The following is a 16,863-nucleotide window of genomic DNA, read 5'->3' on the forward strand; positions in this document are numbered from 1 at the left end:
GTCAGCCGGCGCCGGCCGCGAAGACCGGGCGCGAGCGGCGCTCCACCACCAGCCACTCGCCCTCCGCGCCGCGGCGCAGCCGGTCGCTGACGGCGGCGATGGAGAGCGGCGCGCCGAGCGGCACCGGTCCGTCCGGCGCGGCAGCGGCGTCGTGGCGGAAGACGAGCGAGAAGTAGCGCGCGTTCGCGGTGTTCTCGTCCGGGAGGTCCACCACCAGGTTCTGCACCAGGTGCGCCGTCACCCGCCCCGCCGGCCGCTCGGCGAGCGCGGCGCGCACGCCCTCCGGCCCCCTGAGCGCCCTGCCCTGGCGGTGCCACACGCCCTCCGGCGCCATGCCGCGCGCGACCGTGTCGTAGTCCGCGGCGTCGAGCGCGGCCCAGAAGCGCGCGATCGCCTGGGCGCAGAGGGTGATCAGCGCCGCCCTGCGGAGCTCGTCCATCGCCTCACGCCCCCTCGCGCACGAAGCGGTTGCGCAGCGTGCCGATGCCGGTGATCTCCACCTCCACCACGTCGCCGTGCCGGAGGTCCGGCGAGGTGCCGTCGGTGCCCATCCAGACGATGTCGCCGGGCCAGAGGGTGAGGTAGCGCGTCATCGCGCTGAGGAAGGTGGCGATGCCGAACAGCATGCGGTTGGTCTCGAAGCGGGCGGTGATCTCGCCGTTCAGGCGCACGATCGTCTCCGCCGCCTCGAGGTCGAGATCGGTCTCGATCCACGGGCCCATCGGCTTGAAGGTGTCGGTGTTCTTGGCGCGCCACAGCGTGCGGTCGGAGCGCTGCCAGGTGCGCTCGCTCACGTCGTTGCCGATGGTGTAGCCGAGCACGCAGGAGAGCGCCTCCGCCCGGCTCAGGTGCTTGGCCTTGCGGCCGATGACGACGACCAGCTCGCCCTCGTAGTGCACCTTCTCGCTCGCGTCGCGGGGGATGATCACGTCCTCGCCGTGGGCGATCAGGGCGTTGGCGGCGCGGTAGCCGATGTCGGGCCGGGTCGGGATGCTCGGCGCCTCGCCGCGCTTCGCCGCCTGCTCCCGGATGTGCCCGACGTAGTTGAGGCCGGCGCAGTAGAAGGTGCGCGGGATCACCGGCACCTCGATCTTCACCGCATCGAGCGCGCGGACGCGCCCGGTCGGCTCGTAGCCCTCGAAGGGATCGCCGCGCACCTCGCGGATGCGGTCGCCCTCGAGGATGCCGTAGCCGGTCCGGCCCTCGGCCGAGTAGCGGATCCAGCGCATCGCGCCCCTCCTCCCGCTACGCCGCCGGCGCGCGCGGCGACGGCGGCAGGAAGCCGGGGCGGAACACGCGGTCCGCCAGCACCTGGCAGCGCTTCATCAGGCGATGCTCCTCCGGGCCGTAGTCCGGCACCGCGTTGTGCAGCGTGCCGAGATTGTCCCACACCAGCACGTCGCCCTCGGTCCAGACATGGGTGTAGAGGAAGCGCGGCTCGAGCTGGTGGGCGAACAGCCGCTCCAGCACCCGCTCGCTCTCCGCCGGGTCGAGCTCGTTGATGCGCACCGCGTAGCCCGGGTTGCAGTAGAGCACCTTGCGCCCCGTGAGCGGGTGGGTGAGGAAGACCGGGTGCACGGCGGGCGGGCGCTTGGCGCGCTGCTCCGGCGTCAGCGGCGGGCGGGTGCTGCCCTCGCGCGCGCGCATCCTGTCCCAGAACTTGTTGAAGTCGTGGGTCGCGGTCATGCCCGCAAGGCGCGCCTTCAGGTCCGGGTCGAGCGCCTCGTAGGCCGCGTGCATGTTGGCGAACAGGGTGTTGCCGAGCGGCCTGCCGTCGCGGCGCGGCACCTTCACCGCGTAGAGCACGTTCACGAAGCCCATCAGGTCGCGGTAGGACATGTCGGTGTGCCAGTCCTGGCCCGCGTCGGGGATGCCGATGTACTCCCCGTCGACCTTGATGTTGGAGAGGATGCCGACCTCCGGCACCTCCGGATCGTGGTGGCGGCCGGTGACCGAGGTCTGGATGCTGCCGAAGCGCCGCGAGAAGTCGCGCAGCGCGGCCGAATCGATCCTCTGCGCCGGGAAGCGCAGCACGCCGTAGCGGCCGAGCGCGGCGAGGACGGCGGCGAAATCCTCCTCGCCGAGCGGCCGCGAAAGGTCGGCGCCCCGCACGGTCGCGCCCAGGATCCGGCCGGTCGGCTCGATCGTGACCATGGCTCCGTCTCCCTCCCGCGCGGGCGGCCGCGCCCGCCCGCGCCAGAGGCTAGACCGCGGCCGCGGGCGCCGGCAAGCGGCGGCGGCCTCAGCGCGCCGAGGGCGGATAGTAGAGCGTGACGGTGTGCGTCGCCTCGGCGAACATCAGCCAGCGCTCGACGAGCAGGCCGAGGAGGGCGAGCGCGGCGGCGAGCGTCGCCAGCGCCGCCGCGGCGGCGCCGCCCGCGGGCAGCGCGAGCAGGAGCAGCGCGATGGGGGCGGCGAAGCCGGCGGCGAGCGCGACCCGCCGCAGCCGCGCGGCGTGCCTGCGGGCGATGCGGAAGCCCATCTCGCGCAGCAGGTAGTTGGTCTCGGTGTGCGGCGGGTCGAGGGTCCGCACCGTGCCGATGACGCCGAGGCCGGTCGCGCTCTCCGGCGTGGCGACCGGCGGGGCGGCATCGATTCCGCGCCAGTAGGCGCGCTTCAGCGCGAAACCGGCGGCGCCGGCGAGGATGGCGAGCGCCATCGGCGCCGCGCCGTCGCCGCGGAAGGCACCCAGCATGGCGAGCAGCGCCGCGCCGCTGAACGCGGCGAGGAGCAGATAGCCCGGCACCACCAGCGGATGCCGCCACTCCCGCACCGGCTTCAGCGATGCGTAGATCATGCCGGTGCAATAGACGGTCGCGGCCGCGCCCGCGGCGGCGAGCAGGCCGAGCGCCGCCGCCGCCCCCTGCCAGCCGAGGAGCAGCGCGGGCAACAGCAGCCCGGCCGGCACGTAGGTCGCCACCGCCGCCACGCCCTCGCGCGACAGCCAGGAGGAGCGCCACTGCGACAGCGCGCGCCAGGCGCGCCCGGGATGGCCGAGATGCGCGAGGGAGGACAGCAGCCCGGCGGTGACCAGCGCCAGCGCCAGCAGCAGCGCCGCCACGGCGAAGGGTGCGTCCCCCGGCACCAGCCCCAGCGGGCGCAGCAGGCCGAGCCAGAACAGCAGGCCGTAGCCGGCGCCGGAGAGGGTGGTGAAGACGACGATGGACGGCGCCGGCCTCATCGCGACAGTACCCTGTCCACCCAGCGCAGCAGCGGATTCGCGATCTCCTCCGCGCGCGGTGCCGCCTCCTGCGGCGGCGCGCCGGCGACGGCGCGCCGGCGCGGCGGCAGGTACTTGTTGACCGGCCGGTAGCCCATCTCCGGCATCAGGTCGTAGCCTCCGCGCTCGCGCACCAGCCGCGACACCGCGCTCTCCGGGTCGCCGAGGTCGCCGAAATGGCGCGCGCGCGCGGGGCAGGTCAGCACGCAGGCGGGCTGGCGCTGCGCCTCGGGGATGGTCTCGTTGTAGATGCGGTCGATGCAGAGCGTGCACTTCTTCATCACGCCCGCGTCCTCGTCCAGCTCGCGCGCGCCGTAGGGGCAGGCCCAGGCGCAGAGGCCGCAGCCGATGCAGGTCTCCGGGTTGACCAGCACGATGCCGTCCTCGGCGCGCTTGTAGGAGGCGCCGGTCGGGCAGACGGTGACACAGGCCGGCTGCTCGCAGTGCAGGCAGGAGCGCGGGAAGTGCACGGTGCGCCCCGCCTCGCCCTCGCCCGCCTCGTAGGCGTGCACGCGGTTGAACCACACGCCCTCGGCGCCGGCGGCGTAGGGGTTGAAGTCGGGCAGCGGCGCGAGGTGGCCGCTGGTGTTCCACTCCTTGCAGTTGACCGCGCAGGCATGGCAGCCGACGCAGGTGTCGAGGTCGATGACGAGGCCGAGCTTCTTCGCGCCCGGCGCGGGGTCCGGCAGGCTGGTCACGGTGCGTCAGGGTCCGGCGTTGTAGCGGAGCAGGGCGGGCGGCGGCGGCAGATGCGCCGGCGCGCGCAGCGGCGGCGGGCGCGGCGCGGTCGCGCCAGCCTCCTCGGGCGCGCACTTCTCGACGCGCACGCGCAGGTCGTACCACGCGGCCTGGCCGGTGACGGGATCGGCGTTGGCGAGGCGCGGCCCCTCCTGCGCCGGCAGCCACTCGCTGATCGCGTGGTTCAGCAGGAAGCCCTGCGTGGCTTCCGGCGCGTCCTCGGCCAGCTGCCACGCGCCGGCGCGCTTGCCGATGGCGTTCCAGGTCCAGACCGTGTCCGGGCTCACGCCCTCCATCAGCGTGACCTGGCAGCGCACCCGCCCGGCGCGGCTCGTCACCCACACCCAGTCGTCCTGGGCGAGGCCCAGGCGCTCGGCGGTGGCGCGGTGCATGTAGAGGCGGTTGGCGCCGTGGATCTGCCGCAGCCAGGCGTTCATCGAGCCCCACGAATGGTACATCGCCATCGGCCGCTGCGTCACCGCGGAGAGCGGGAACTGCGCGAGGTCCTGGCCCGCGTGCTCGAGCGGCGGGTACCAGATCGGCAGCGGGTCGCAGTAGGTGCGCACGCGCTCGCGCAGGCGTTCGGGCGGCTGCCTCGCGCCGTGGCCCTCGGCGGCGAGGCGGAACTTCTGCAGCGGCTCGGACCATATCTGCAGCACGATCTGCTCCGCCTTGCCGATCAGTCCCATCGCCTTCGCGCCCTCGAGATAGGCCCGGTTGGCGTGCTTGTAGTAGAGCTGCTCCGGCGGCAGGTGGTCGCGCCAGAAGCAGCCGTTCTCGACGTAGCGGCGGAGCTGGTCCGGGTTCGGCTCGCCGACCCCCTTCGCGCTGCCGTCCCGGCCGCGCCAGCCGGCGAGCGGGCCGATCCCCGGCGCGCGCTCGTGGTTGACGATGTAGTCCGGGTAGTCCCGGAAGCGCGGGCTGCCGTCCTCCTTCACGAAGGCGGGCAGGCCGAGCCGCGCGCCGAGCTCGATCAGCACGTCCTGGAAGGGGCGCACGTCGCGGTCGGGCTTCACCACCGGCTGGCGGATCGCGTCGCCCGCGCCGTGGGCGCTGCCGATCGGACGGTCGAGCAGCGAGATGCAGTCCCAGCGCTCGAGATAGGTGGTGTCGGGCAGGACCAGGTCGGCGTAGGGGACCGTCTCGGAGAAGTAGGCGTCGGCGTAGATGACGTGCGGGATGACATACTCGCCGTCCGGCCGCCGCGCGGTCAGGAGGCGCGTGACCTCGCCCGGGTTCATCGCGCTGTTCCAGGCCATGTTCGCCATGAACAGGAACAGCGTGTCGATCGGATAGGGATCGCCGGCGGCGGCGTTGCCGATCACCGTGTGCATCAGCCCGTGCAGGCCGAGCGGCGCCTCCCAGGAGAAGGCCTTGTCCACGCGCAGCGGGTTGCCGGCCTCGTCCACCAGCAGGTCGTCGGGGCCGTGCGGGAAGGCGAGCAGGTTGCCCGCGATCGGCGTGTTCGGCGCGACGCTCCTGCCGGCCGGCCCCGGCCCGGGCGGGATCGGCCGCGGGAAGGGCGACTTGTAGCGCCAGGAGCCCGGCGTATCCACCGCGCCGAGCAGCATCTGCAGGATGTGCAGCGCGCGGCAGGTATGGAAGCCGTTGGAGTGGGCCGAGATGCCGCGCATCGCGTGGAAGGCGACGGGGCGGCCGAGCATAGTCTCGTGCCGCCGGCCGAGCGTGTCGGTCCACGGCTGGTCGAGCACGATCGCCTGGTCGAACGCGACCGCGGCGAGCTCGGCGGCGATGCGGCGGATGCGCTCCGCGCTCACGCCGCAGCGTTCCGCCACCGCCTCCGGCGCGTACTCGGCGCCGAGGTAGCGCGCCGCCATCAGGTGGAACACGGGCTGGGCGCGGCGCCCGTCGGGCAGGGCGAACTCGCCGACCAGCACCGGCTGCATCCCCGGCGTCGCCGCGTCCAATGCGCCGCGCGCGCGGTCCCAGGCGAGCGGCCTTCCCGCCTCGTCGCGCGCGAACAGGCCGTCGTCCGGGCCGCCGGGGTTGCGCACCACCAGCCAGGGGGCGTTGGTGTAGCGGACGAGGAATTCGGCATCCACGCGGCCGGCGCGCAGCAGCTCGTGGATCAGCGCCATCACGAACAGCCCGTCCGTGCCGGGGCGGATGCCGATCCACTCGTCCGCCACCGCCGAGTAGCCGGTGCGCACCGGGTTGACCGAGACGAACTTCGCCCCGCGCGCCTTCAGCCCGGCGAGGCCGAGCTTGATCGGGTTCGAGTCGTGGTCCTCCGCCACGCCGAACATCATCAGGTACTTCGTGCGCTCCCAGTCCGGCTCGCCGAACTCCCAGAACGAGCCGCCGACGGTGTACATCCCGCCCGCCGCCATGTTCACCGAGCAGAACCCGCCGTGGGCGGCGAAATTCGGCGTGCCGAACTGCGCCGCCCAGAAGCCGGTGAGCGACTGGCTCTGGTCGCGCCCGGTGAAGAAGGCGAGCCGGCGCGGGTCGGTCTCGCGCACGCGCCGGAGCCAGCCGGTGGCGATCTCCATCGCCTCGTCCCAGGAGATCTCGGCGAACTCGCCCGAGCCGCGCTCGCCCACGCGCTTGAGCGGCGCGCGCAGCCGCGCCGGCGCGTAGTGGTTCATGATCCCGGCGGAGCCCTTGCCGCAGAGCACGCCGCGGTTGACCGGATGGTCCGGGTTGCCCTCGATGTAGCGGATGCGCCCGCCCTTGAGGTGCACGCGGATGCCGCAGCGGCAGGCGCACATGTAGCAGGTGGTGTGCTTCACCTCGTCGCCGACCGGGCGCGAGTACTCGATGCGCTCCGCCGGCGCCTCGCCCCGCCGGGACCGCTGGCTCCCGTCCATTCCCGCTCCTTGCGCTGACCGGGGCGGAGTAGGCCACGAACCGGCGCCGAGGGCAAACGGCGGCCCGGGGCCGCGGGCCGGGCGAGGCCGCCCCGGCGCGGTCATTCCGCGGGCGCGGGCAGGGGGCGCCCGGCCCGCCGCCGGCGGCCGAGGCCGTCGAAGGCGAGATAGACGGCGGGGGTGGTGTAGAGGGTCAGGACCTGCGACAGCGCCAGCCCGCCGATGATGGCGATGCCGAGCGGCTGGCGCAGCTCCGCCCCGGCGCCCGAGGCGAGGGCGAGCGGCACCGCGCCGAGCATCGCCGCCAGCGTCGTCATCAGGATCGGGCGGAAGCGCTCGCGGCAGGCGGCGAGGATAGCCTCCCGCCCGCCGATCCCCTCCGTCCGCTCGTGCTCCAGCGCGAAGTCCACCATCATGATGCCGTTCTTCTTCACGATGCCCATCAGCAGGAGCACCCCGATCAGCGAGATCAGCGTGAACGGCGTGCCGGTCGCGAGCATCGCAAGCAGGGCGCCGATGCCGGCCGTCGGCAGGGTGGAGAGGATGGTCAGCGGGTGCAGCAGGTGCTCGTAGAGCACGCCGAGCACGATGTAGATCGCGACCGCGGCGGCGAGGATCAGCAGCACCTGGTCGCGGTTCTGCGCCTGCGCGGCGCGGGCATTGCCGGCGAACTCCCCCCGCACCTCGGGCGGCATGCCGATCTCCAACGCCGCCCGCTCCACCGCCGCCATGGCGCGGTCGAGCGCGACCCCCGGGGCGAGGTTGAAGCTCAGCGTCGCCGCCGGGAACTGGCCCTGATGCGTCACCGAGAGCGGCGCCGTCGTCCGCTCCACCCGCACCAGCGCGCCGAGCGGCACCTGCGCGCCGGTCGCGCTCGGCACCCAGATGCCGGCGAGCTGCTCCGGGTGCTGCGCGAGGCGCGGGTCCACCTCCAGCACCACGCGGTACTGGTTGCGGCTGCGGTAGATCGTCGAGACCTGGCGCTGCGCGAAGGCGTCGTTCAGCGCCGCGTCGATCGCCGCGACGCTGACGCCCAGCCGCGCCGCCGCCTCGCGGTCGATCACGGCGCGGGCGACGAGGCCGGTGCGCTCCTGGTCGCTGCTGACGTCGGCCACCTCCGGCAGCTCGCGCAGCCTGCGCAGCAGCGCCTCCGACCAGGTGCCGAGCGCCTCGAGGTCGGGCGAGAGCAGCACGTACTGGTAGGAGGCGTTGCTCGCGCGCCCGCCGATCCAGACGTCCTGCACCGGGCGCAGGAAGGTCTGGATGCCCGGGATCTGCGACAGCGGCCGGCGCAGCCGGTCCACCACCTGCCGCGCCGTCGCCCCGCCGCGCTCCTCCACCGGCTTGAGCGAGACGAACAGCCGCCCCCGGCTGACCGAGGCGTTGCCGCCGCCGGTGCCGATCTGCGAGCCGACCGCCGCGACCGCCGGGTCGCGCAGCAGCACCTGCACCACCCGCTCCTGCAGCGCCTGCATCGCCTGGAAGGAGATGTCGGGGGCGGCGACGGTGCCGCCGAAGATCAGGCCGGTGTCCTGTTCCGGGATGAAGCCCTTGGGCACGACGACGTAGAGCCAGACCGTCACGCCGACCAGCGCCACCGTCAGCGCCACCATCGTGCGGCGGAAGCGGAGCGTCCAGGCGAGGCTCCGCACGTAGCCGCGCGTCAGCGCCCCCATCGCCGCCTCGAAGCCGCACTCGAGCAGGCCCGGGGGCGGCGGCGGGCCGCCGCGCCCGAGATGCGCGGCCATGGCCGGCGTCAGGGTCAGCGAGACGACGCCCGAGATCGCCACCGCGATCGCCAGCACGGCGGAGAACTCCCGCAGCATCCGCCCCGTGACGCCGCCCATGAACAGCAGCGGGACGAACACCGCGATCAGCGAGAGGGTGATCGAGAGCACGGTGAAGCCGATCTGCCGCGCGCCCTCGAGCGCGGCGCGCAGCGGCTCCATCCCGCGCCCGCGCAGCCGCGCCATGTTCTCGATCATCACGATCGCATCGTCCACGACGAAGCCGACCGAGATGGTGAGCGCCATCAGCGTCAGGTTGTTGAGCGAGTAGCCCAGCAGCCACATCGCCGCGAAGGTGCCGAGCAGCGAGAGCGGCACCGCCGTCCCCGCGGCCGCGACCGCCGAGGCGCGGCGCAGGAACAGCGCCACCACCCCGACGACCAGCGCGACGGCGATCAGCAGCGCGTGCTGCACCTCGCGCACGCTGGCGCGGATGGTCTCGGTGCGGTCGCGGACGACGCGCATCTGCACGCCGGCGGGCAGCCAGCGCTCGAGCCGCGGCAGCAGCGCGCGGACGCCGTCCACCACCTCGATCACGTTGGCGTCGGCCTGCTTGAAGACCAGGACGAGCACGGCCGGCCGCCCGTCGAAGGAGCCGCCCTGGCGCCGGTCGCGCACGTCGAGCGCGACCTCCGCGACGTCGGCGAGCCGCACCACCGCGCCCTGCGCGGCGCGGAGGACGATGGCGCCGAACTCCCCGGGCGCGGTCAGGCGGTCGTTCACCGCGATCGCCGCCGCCTGGTCGCGGCCGTCCACCAGGCCGGTCGGCTGGGTGACGTTGGCGGCGCGGATCGCCTGGCGGATCTGCTCGAGCGAGACGCCGGCCGCGTTCGCCGCCAGCGGGTCGACGGAGACACGGATCGCCGGCTGCTCCGACCCGCCGATCGCGACGCGGCTCACCCCCGGGACCCGCGCGATGTGCTGCGCCAGGAGGGTGTCGGCCGCGTCGTACACCGCGCCGGGCGGCACCGTGTCGGAGGTCAGCGCCATGATCAGCACCGGCGCGTCGGCCGGGTTCGCCTTGTAGAAGCGCGGCGGGTTCGGCAGGTCGGCCGGCAGGTCGGCGCCGGCGGCGCTGATCGCCGCCTGCACGTCGCGCGCCGCGCCCTCGATGCTGCGCGAGAGGTCGAACTGCACCGCGATCTGGGTGGTGCCGAGCGAGGAGGTCGAGGTCATCTCCGTCACCCCGGCGATGGCGCCGAGGTGGCGCTCGAGCGGCGCGGCGACGGAGGCGGCCATGGTCGCGGGGTCCGCGCCCGGCTGGTTCGCCTGGACGACGATGGTCGGCAGGTCCACGCGCGGCAGCGGCGCGATCGGCAGCGCGAAGTAGGCGACGAGCCCGGCCAGCGCGACGCCGAGCGCGAACAGCGCCGTCGCGATGGGGCGGCGGATGAAGGGTTCGGAGAGGGACATGGCGCCCGCGCCGCTACTCCGCCGGCGCGACCGCCCGGCGGCCGCCGCGCGCCAGCGAGGCGCGCAGCCGCTCCAGCGCAAGGTAGATCGCCGGCGTGGTGTAGAGGGTGATCACCTGCGAGAGCAGCAGCCCGCCGATCACCGAGACGCCGAGCGGGATGCGCAGCTCCGACCCCGGCCCGTGCGCCAGGACGAGCGGCACCGCGCCGAGCAGCGCGGCCACGGTCGTCATCATGATCGGGCGGAAGCGCTTCACGGCCGCCTCGGCGATCGCCGCGCGCGGCGCGAGGCCGCGCTCCCGCTGCGCCTCGAGCGCGAAGTCGATCATCATGATCGCGTTCTTCTTCACGATGCCCATCAGCAGCAGGATGCCGATGATCCCGACCACGGAGAGGTCAAGCCCGAGCATCCGGAGCGCGAGCAGCGCGCCGATGCCGGCCGAGGGCAGCGTGGAGAGGATGGTGAGCGGGTGGAGCACGCTCTCGTAGAGCATGCCGAGCACGATGTAGATCGCGACCACCGCGGCGAGGATCAGCCAGGGCTGCCCGGCGAGCGCGCGCTGGAACTCCGCCGCGTCGCCGGCGAAGCTCGCGGTCGTCGTCTCCGGCATGCCGATCTCCGCCTCGGCCGCGCGGATCGCGGCGACCGCGCGGCCGAGCGAGACCCCGGGCGCGAGGTCGAAGCCGAGCGTGACCGCCGGGAACTGCGCCTGGCGCGTGATCACAAGCGGCCCCGCGGCGCGGCCGATGCGCGCGATCTCGGCGAGCGGCACCTGCGCCGCGCCGCCCTCCGCGGGCACGCGGAGCTGGCCGATCAGCGCCGGGTCGTCGCGCAGCTCCGGCGCCGCCTCCAGCACCACCCGGTACTGGTTGGCCTGGCCGTAGATGGTCGAGATCTGGCGCTGGCCGAAGGCGCTGTAGAGCACGTCGTCCACCGCCTGCATGGTGACGCCGAGCCGCCCGGCGCGGTCGCGGTCGACCTCGACGGTGATGCGCAGGCCCCCGTCGCGCTGGTCGGAGGCGACGTCGCGCAGCTCCGGCAGCGCGGCGAGCCGCGCCTGCAGCCGCGGCGCGAAGACGGCGAGCGTCGCCGGGTCGGGGTCCATCAGCGTGTACTGGTAGGGCGTGCTGCCCGGCCGCGCGCCGACGGTGATGTCCTGCACCGGCTGCAGGTGCACGACCACGCCCGGGATCGCGTCGAGCACGGGCTGCAGCCGCGCGATCACCGCCCGCACCTCCTCGCCGCGCCGCTCGCGCGGGTGCAGCACCGCGGTGATGCGGCCGGTGTTCGGCGCCAGCCCGGCGCTTCCCGCCCCCGCCACCGAGGCGGTCGCCGCGACGGCGGGATCGGCGGCGATCGCCTCCGCCACCGCGCGCTGGAACTCGACCACGCGGGCGAAGGAGGCGTCCTCCGGCGCCTCGACCGTGGCGACGATCAGCCCGGTGTCCTGCACCGGCAAGAACCCCTTGGGCATCGCGGCGTAGAGCCAGACCGTCGCGCCCAGCGTCAGCGCGGCGAAGGCGAGCATCGGCCCCTGGCGGCGCAGCGTCCGCTCCAGGCTCCGCCCGTAGGCGTCGCGCAGCGCGTCCATCGCGCGGCCCGCGGCGCGGGCGATCCGCCCCGGGCGCTCCTCCGCCGTCGCGCGCAGCATGCGCCCGCACATCATCGGCGTCAGGGTCAGCGAGACCGCCATCGAGACGACGACGGCGATCGAGAGCGTCATCGCGAATTCCCGGAACAGGCGCCCGACCACGCCCGGCATGAACAGCAGCGGGATGAACACCGCCACCAGCGAGACGGTGAGCGAGAGGATGGTGAAGCCGATCTGCCGCGCGCCCGCGAAGGCGGCGTCCAGCGGCTTCCTCCCCTCCTCGATCAGGCGGACGATGTTCTCGATCATCACGATCGCGTCGTCCACGACGAAGCCGGCGGCGATGGTCAGCGCCATCAGCGAGAGGTTGTTGAGCGAGTAGCCGGCGAGCGCCATCACCCCGAAGGTGCCGAGGATCGAGAGCGGCAGGGCGAGGCCGGGGATCAGCGTCGCGCGCAGGCTGCGCAGGAACAGGTAGATCACCGCCACCACCAGCCCGACGGCAAGGGCAAGGCTCGCCTGCACCTCGCGCACGCCGGCGCGGATCGTCTCGGTGCGGTCGGCGACGACGGAGAGGGTCGCGCCCGGCGGCAGGGCGCGCTCGAGCTCGCGGAGCTGCGCGCGGATGCCCGCCACCGTCTCGACGATGTTGGCGCCGGGCTGGCGCTGCACGTCGAGCAGCACCGCCGGGCGGCCGTCGTACCAGGCGCGGCTCAGCGTGTTCTCCAGGTCCTCGACCGCCGTGCCGACGTCGCGCAGGCGGACCGGCGCGCCGTTGCGCCAGGCGACGATCAGGTCGCGGAAGTCCTCGGCCGAGCGGAGCTGGTCGTTCGCCATGATCGTCGAGGCCTGGCGCGGGCCGTCCAGGCTGCCCTTCGGCGTCGCGACGTTGGCCGCCGCGACCGCCTGGCGCACGTCCTCGAGCGACAGGCCGTAGGCGGCGAGGCGCCGCGGGTCCACCTGCAGCCGCACCGCCGGGCGCATGCTGCCCTGCACCACCACGCGCCCCACCCCGCTCACCTGCGCCAGCCGCTGCGCGAGCAGCGTGTCCGCCGCGTCGCTGAGGCGGTGGACCGGCAGCGTCTTCGAGGTCAGCGCCAGCGTGATGATCGGCGGATCGGCCGGGTTCACCTTGGCGTAGGTCGGCGGGTAGGGCAGGCCGGAGGGCAGCGTGCCGCGCGCCGCGCCGATCGCCGCCTGCACGTCCTGGGCCGCGTCGTCTATGTCGCGGCTGAGCGCGAACTGCAGCGTGATGCGGCTGATCCCCGGCCCGCTGACCGAGATCATGTCGCTGAGCCCGGCGATCTGCGCGAGCTGGCGCTCGAGCGGGGCGGTGACCAGCACCGCCACCGTCTCCGGCGAGGCGCCGGGAAGCCGCGTCGTCACCTCGATGGTCGGGAAATCCACCTCCGGCAGCGCCGAGACCGGCAGGCGCAGGTAGCCGAGCAGGCCGGCGAGCAGCAGCGCGACCGCGAGCAGGCCGGTGGCGACGGGCCGGCGGATGAAGGGAGCGGAGACGTTCACGGCGCGGACGCGGCTGCCCGCGGCGGCGCGGCGTCGGCCGCCTGGCGCGGGCGGCCGCGGCGCGGCGCGGCGGGCGGCTCCCCGCCCGGGGGCGCCGGCTCCTCGGCGGCGACGGCGACGCGCGCGCCGTCGTTCAGGCGCAGCGCGCCGGAGGTGACGACGCGCTCCCCGGGCTGCAGGCCGCGCGTGACGACGGCGACGGTCCCGGTCTGCACCCCGAGCTCGAGCGGGCGCTGCTCCACCGTCCGGTCGGGCCGCAGGACGAAGGCGTAGGGCCCGTCGGGCCCGCGCTGCACGGCCACCAGCGGCACCGTCGTGACGTCGTCGAGCGTCTCGATGCGCAGCCGCACCGCGACGAAGGCGCCGGGCCAGAGCCGGCCGTCCTCGTTGGCGAATTCCGCCTTCAGCCGGATGGTCCCGGTCGCCGGGTCCACCTGGTTGTCGAGCGTCAGCAGCACGCCCCGCGCGACCGGGGCGTCCTCGCCGGCACGCAGCCGCGCCTCGACCGGCACCGGACCGCGCTCCATCGCCGCGAGCACGCGCCCGATCTCCTGCTGCGGCAGGGTGAAGACGACGTGGATCGGCCGCAGCCGGGCGATGGTGACGATGCCGGTGGCATCGCCCGCCCGCACCAGGTTGCCCGGGTCCACCAGCCTGAGGCCCACCCGGCCCTCGATCGGGGCGCGGATGGCGGTGAAGGAGAGCTGCGTCCGCGCGGTGTCGATCGCCGCCTGGTCGGCGGCGACCTGCGCCTCGAGCTGCGCCACCAGCGCGCGCTGCGTGTCCTGCTGCTGGCGCGAGACGCCGTCGTTGCGCGCAAGGCGCGTGTAGCGCTCGAGGTCGAGCCGCGCATTGGCGAGCAGCGCCTCGTCCTGCGCCTTCTTCGCCAGCGCCTGGTCGAGCGCGGCCTGGTGGAGCCGCGGGTCGATCCGCGCCAGCACCTCGCCCTGCCGCACCTCCTGGCCCTCGCGGAACAGCACCTCCAGCAGCTGGCCGTCCACCTGCGCCCGCACGGTGACGCTCGCCGAGGCCTGCACCGTGCCCAGCGCCTCGAGCAGGACCGGCACGTCCTGGCGCGCCGCCGCCACGACCGTCACCGGCACGGCGGGCGCGCCGGCACCGCGCCCGCGCACCGCCGCCCCAGGGGCGGCGGCCGCGGCCGTCTCGACGCCCCCGTTGCGCTGCGACAACAACCACCAGCCGCCGTAGCCGGCGCCGGACAGCCCGAGCAGGGCGAGCGCGATCAGAACCGACCGGCGCATCATCGAAAGCTTCGGCGACTCCTCCGGACCGCGCGGCGCAGGGCCGGCCCCGCCGCGCCCGGGCGGCGCGAGGCGCCCGGCCCTCCCTATCTGGGGATCGTCCCGGCCGTTCCCCACCCCCCGCCGAGCGCCCGGAACAGCCCGACCGCCGCCTGCAGCCGCGCCAGGCGGGCCTGGACCAGCAGGGTGCGCGCCGTGAACAGGCTCTGCTGGGCGAGGAGCAGAGCGACCAGGTCTATCGTTCCGGCGCGCAACTGCTCCTCGGCGATCGCGTTCGCCCGCTCGGCGGTGGCCACCGCCTCGGCCTGGAGCCGTTCCTGCTCGGCGGTGCGGCGCAGGGCGGCCAGGGCGTTCTCGGTGTCCACCAGGGCGTTGACGATGGCGCGGCGGTAGAGCGCGAGCAGCTCCTCCTGCCGCGCCCGCTCGGCCGTCACCTGGGCGCGCAGGGCGCCGCCGCGGAAGATCGGCTCGGTGAGGCCTGCGGCGAGACTGAAGAGCTGCGACTCGGGGCGCAGCAGCGTCTCCAGCGCCAGGCTCTGGAAGCCGCCCGAGGCGGTGAGGCGGATGCTCGGGAACAGCGCGGCGCGGGCGACCACCACATTGGCCTGCTGCGCCGCGAGCTCGGCTTCCGCCGCCAGCACGTCGGGGCGGCGCAGCAGCAGCTCCGCGGGCAGGCCGGGCGCCACCTCCGGCACCCGGAGGCGGTTGAACACCCCGCCCTCGATCGCGATCGCCTCCGGCGCCCGGCCGGTGAGCAGGGCGAGCGCGTGGCGGTTCTGCTCGACCTGCAGCCGGAAGCCGGGCAGCAGCGCGCGCTGCTGCGCCACGACGGTCTCCTGCTGCGCCACCTGCAGCCCGGTCGCCGTGCCCACCGCCAGCCGCTCGCGGAGGATGTCGAGCACCCGCGCGGCGGCGGCGAGGTTCGCCTGCTGGATCGCCACCTGCTCCTGCGCCGCGAGCAGCGCGAAGTAGGTGTTCGCCACCGCCGCCTGGGCGGTGAGCGCCACCGTGCCGAGGTCGTGGCGGCGCGCCGCCGCGGCGTGCCCGGCGGCGTCCAGCGCGGCCCGGTTGCGGCCCCAGAAGTCCACCTCGTAGCTGGCGGCGAGGCCGAGGCTGTCGGCCGAGCCGACGCGGCGGCGCGCGAAGCTGCCCGAGGCCGCGGCCTGCGAGCGCGTCGCCGCGGCCGAGAGATCCACCGCGGGCAGCAGCGCGCCGCCGGCGACGCGGACCAGCGCGTCGGCCTCGCGCACCCGCGCGGCGGCGGCGGCGAGGTCGAAATTCGCCGCCATCGCCGCCGCCATCAGGGCGTCGAGCTCGGGCGCGCCGAAGCCGCGCCACCACTCCGGCTCCGGCCAGCGCGCCGGCTCCGGCGCCCCGGCCGTCGCGCCGAAGCGGGCGGGCAGGGCGACATCCGCGGCGAGCGGGTCGGGCCGCAGCAGGCCGCAGCCCGCGAGCAGCGGCAGCAGCGCGAGGCAGGGCAGGGCCGCGCGCCGCGCGCGGCCGCAGCAGACGCGGAGGCGAGCCATCATCGGACGGAGGCGCAGGCAACCACGGCGCCCGGCGGAGGGGAAGCGGTCAGGGCCGCGCCGCGCCCATCAGGAAGTCGGCGAGCAGCGCCGCCTGGGCCTCGAACATCGCCGTCCCGGTCGCGGCCGGGCAGCCGCGGGCGCGCGCCGCGGCGACCAGCGGCGTCGCCGCCGGCGCGGTGACGACGTCGCCGACCGCCGTCCCGGGCGCGATGCGCTCGAGGCGCAGCGGCGGCGGGTCCCCCGGGCGCATCCCGGCGGGGGTGGCGTTGGCGAGCAGGGTGAAGCCGGCCGGATCGTCGCCGCCGGCGGCGACCGGGACCGCGGGCCAGGCCGCGCGCAGCCGCGCGATCAGCGCATCGCGCCGCGCCGGGTCGGTGTCGTGGATGGCGAGCGCGGCGACGCCGGCCGCGAGCAGCTCCGCCCCGATCGCCGAGCCCGCGCCGCCCGCGCCGACGAGCAGCGCGCGCCGCCCCGCGGGCTCGGCCCCCGCCGCGCGCAGCGCGGCGACGAAGCCGGCGCCGTCGAGCATCTCGCCGGCCCAGCGCCCGTCCGCCTCGCGCCGCAGCACGTTGACCGCGCCGAGCAGGCGAGCGCGCCCGGACAGCCGGTCGCAATGCCGCGCCGCGGCGAACTTGTGGGGCACGGTGACGACGATGCCGTCGAGGTTGCGCAGCCGCTTCGCCGCGGCGACGAGGGCGTCGAAGTCCTCCGCCGCGACATGGCCCGGCACGACCACGCCGTTGTGCCCGCGCGCCGCCATCAGGCGCGTCAGCCCGGCCGGCGACCGCACCTGCGCGATCGGGTCGCCGAGGATCAGGTAGAGCCGCGTCGCGCCGTCGAGGTGGCCGAGCATGGAGGTGCGCTCCCCGGTCCCGCCGGGCGCGCGCGAGCGGGAATGCGCGCGGCCGCGGGCGGGGCGCCCCCCGGGGGGCCCGGCCCCGCCCGGAGGGGCCCCCCGCGCCCCGGCG

11 protein-coding genes are annotated in these 16,863 nt (G+C 75.2%); all 11 read right to left on the reverse strand.

Annotation, left to right across the window (positions count from 1 at the left end; all coding sequences use genetic code 11):
* Position 1 precedes the first annotated feature (1 nt).
* Positions 2-439, reverse strand: a complete 438-nt coding sequence (locus tag K1J50_RS11460; RefSeq protein ID WP_220117848.1) for a nuclear transport factor 2 family protein — start codon at positions 437-439, stop codon at positions 2-4.
* Between the two features lie 4 nt (positions 440-443).
* A complete protein-coding gene (locus tag K1J50_RS11465) occupies positions 444-1,229 on the reverse strand; it encodes a fumarylacetoacetate hydrolase family protein (RefSeq protein WP_220117849.1) in 786 nt (261 codons plus the stop codon).
* Positions 1,230-1,245: 16 nt separating this feature from the next.
* Positions 1,246-2,154, reverse strand: a complete 909-nt coding sequence (locus tag K1J50_RS11470) for a TauD/TfdA dioxygenase family protein (protein WP_220117850.1) — start codon at positions 2,152-2,154, stop codon at positions 1,246-1,248.
* A gap of 88 nt (positions 2,155-2,242) precedes the next feature.
* Positions 2,243-3,181 carry a dimethyl sulfoxide reductase anchor subunit family protein gene (locus K1J50_RS11475; RefSeq protein ID WP_220117851.1) on the reverse strand — a complete coding sequence of 313 codons (939 nt, stop codon included), beginning with the start codon at positions 3,179-3,181 and terminating at the stop codon, positions 2,243-2,245.
* Positions 3,178-3,918, reverse strand: a complete 741-nt coding sequence (locus K1J50_RS11480; protein ID WP_220117852.1) for a 4Fe-4S dicluster domain-containing protein — start codon at positions 3,916-3,918, stop codon at positions 3,178-3,180. The genes K1J50_RS11475 and K1J50_RS11480 overlap by 4 nt, the downstream gene beginning before the upstream one ends.
* Positions 3,919-3,924: 6 nt before the next feature.
* On the reverse strand, positions 3,925-6,789 hold the full coding sequence (locus K1J50_RS11485; RefSeq protein WP_220117853.1) for a molybdopterin oxidoreductase family protein: 2,865 nt from the start codon (positions 6,787-6,789) through the stop codon (positions 3,925-3,927).
* Positions 6,790-6,890: 101 nt separating this feature from the next.
* The gene (locus K1J50_RS11490) at positions 6,891-9,989 is read right to left on the reverse strand and encodes an efflux RND transporter permease subunit (RefSeq protein ID WP_220117854.1); all 3,099 of its coding nucleotides are present in this window, start codon (positions 9,987-9,989) and stop codon (positions 6,891-6,893) included.
* Positions 9,990-10,002: 13 nt separating this feature from the next.
* The gene (locus tag K1J50_RS11495) at positions 10,003-13,104 is read right to left on the reverse strand and encodes an efflux RND transporter permease subunit (RefSeq protein WP_220117855.1); all 3,102 of its coding nucleotides are present in this window, start codon (positions 13,102-13,104) and stop codon (positions 10,003-10,005) included.
* The gene (locus K1J50_RS11500) at positions 13,101-14,366 is read right to left on the reverse strand and encodes an efflux RND transporter periplasmic adaptor subunit (RefSeq protein WP_220117856.1); all 1,266 of its coding nucleotides are present in this window, start codon (positions 14,364-14,366) and stop codon (positions 13,101-13,103) included. Before K1J50_RS11500 ends, K1J50_RS11495 begins: the two co-directional genes overlap by 4 nt.
* An 86-nt stretch (positions 14,367-14,452) precedes the next feature.
* Positions 14,453-15,895: an efflux transporter outer membrane subunit gene (locus tag K1J50_RS11505; RefSeq protein WP_255575208.1), complete on the reverse strand. Its 1,443-nt coding sequence runs from the start codon at positions 15,893-15,895 to the stop codon at positions 14,453-14,455.
* A gap of 46 nt (positions 15,896-15,941) precedes the next feature.
* Complete coding sequence (locus K1J50_RS11510) at positions 15,942-16,748, reverse strand: shikimate dehydrogenase family protein (protein ID WP_220117857.1); 807 nt, start codon at positions 16,746-16,748, stop codon at positions 15,942-15,944.
* Positions 16,749-16,863 lie beyond the last annotated feature (115 nt).

This window comes from Caldovatus aquaticus (assembly GCF_019458025.1).
Taxonomy (GTDB): Bacteria; Pseudomonadota; Alphaproteobacteria; order Acetobacterales; family Acetobacteraceae; genus Caldovatus; species Caldovatus aquaticus.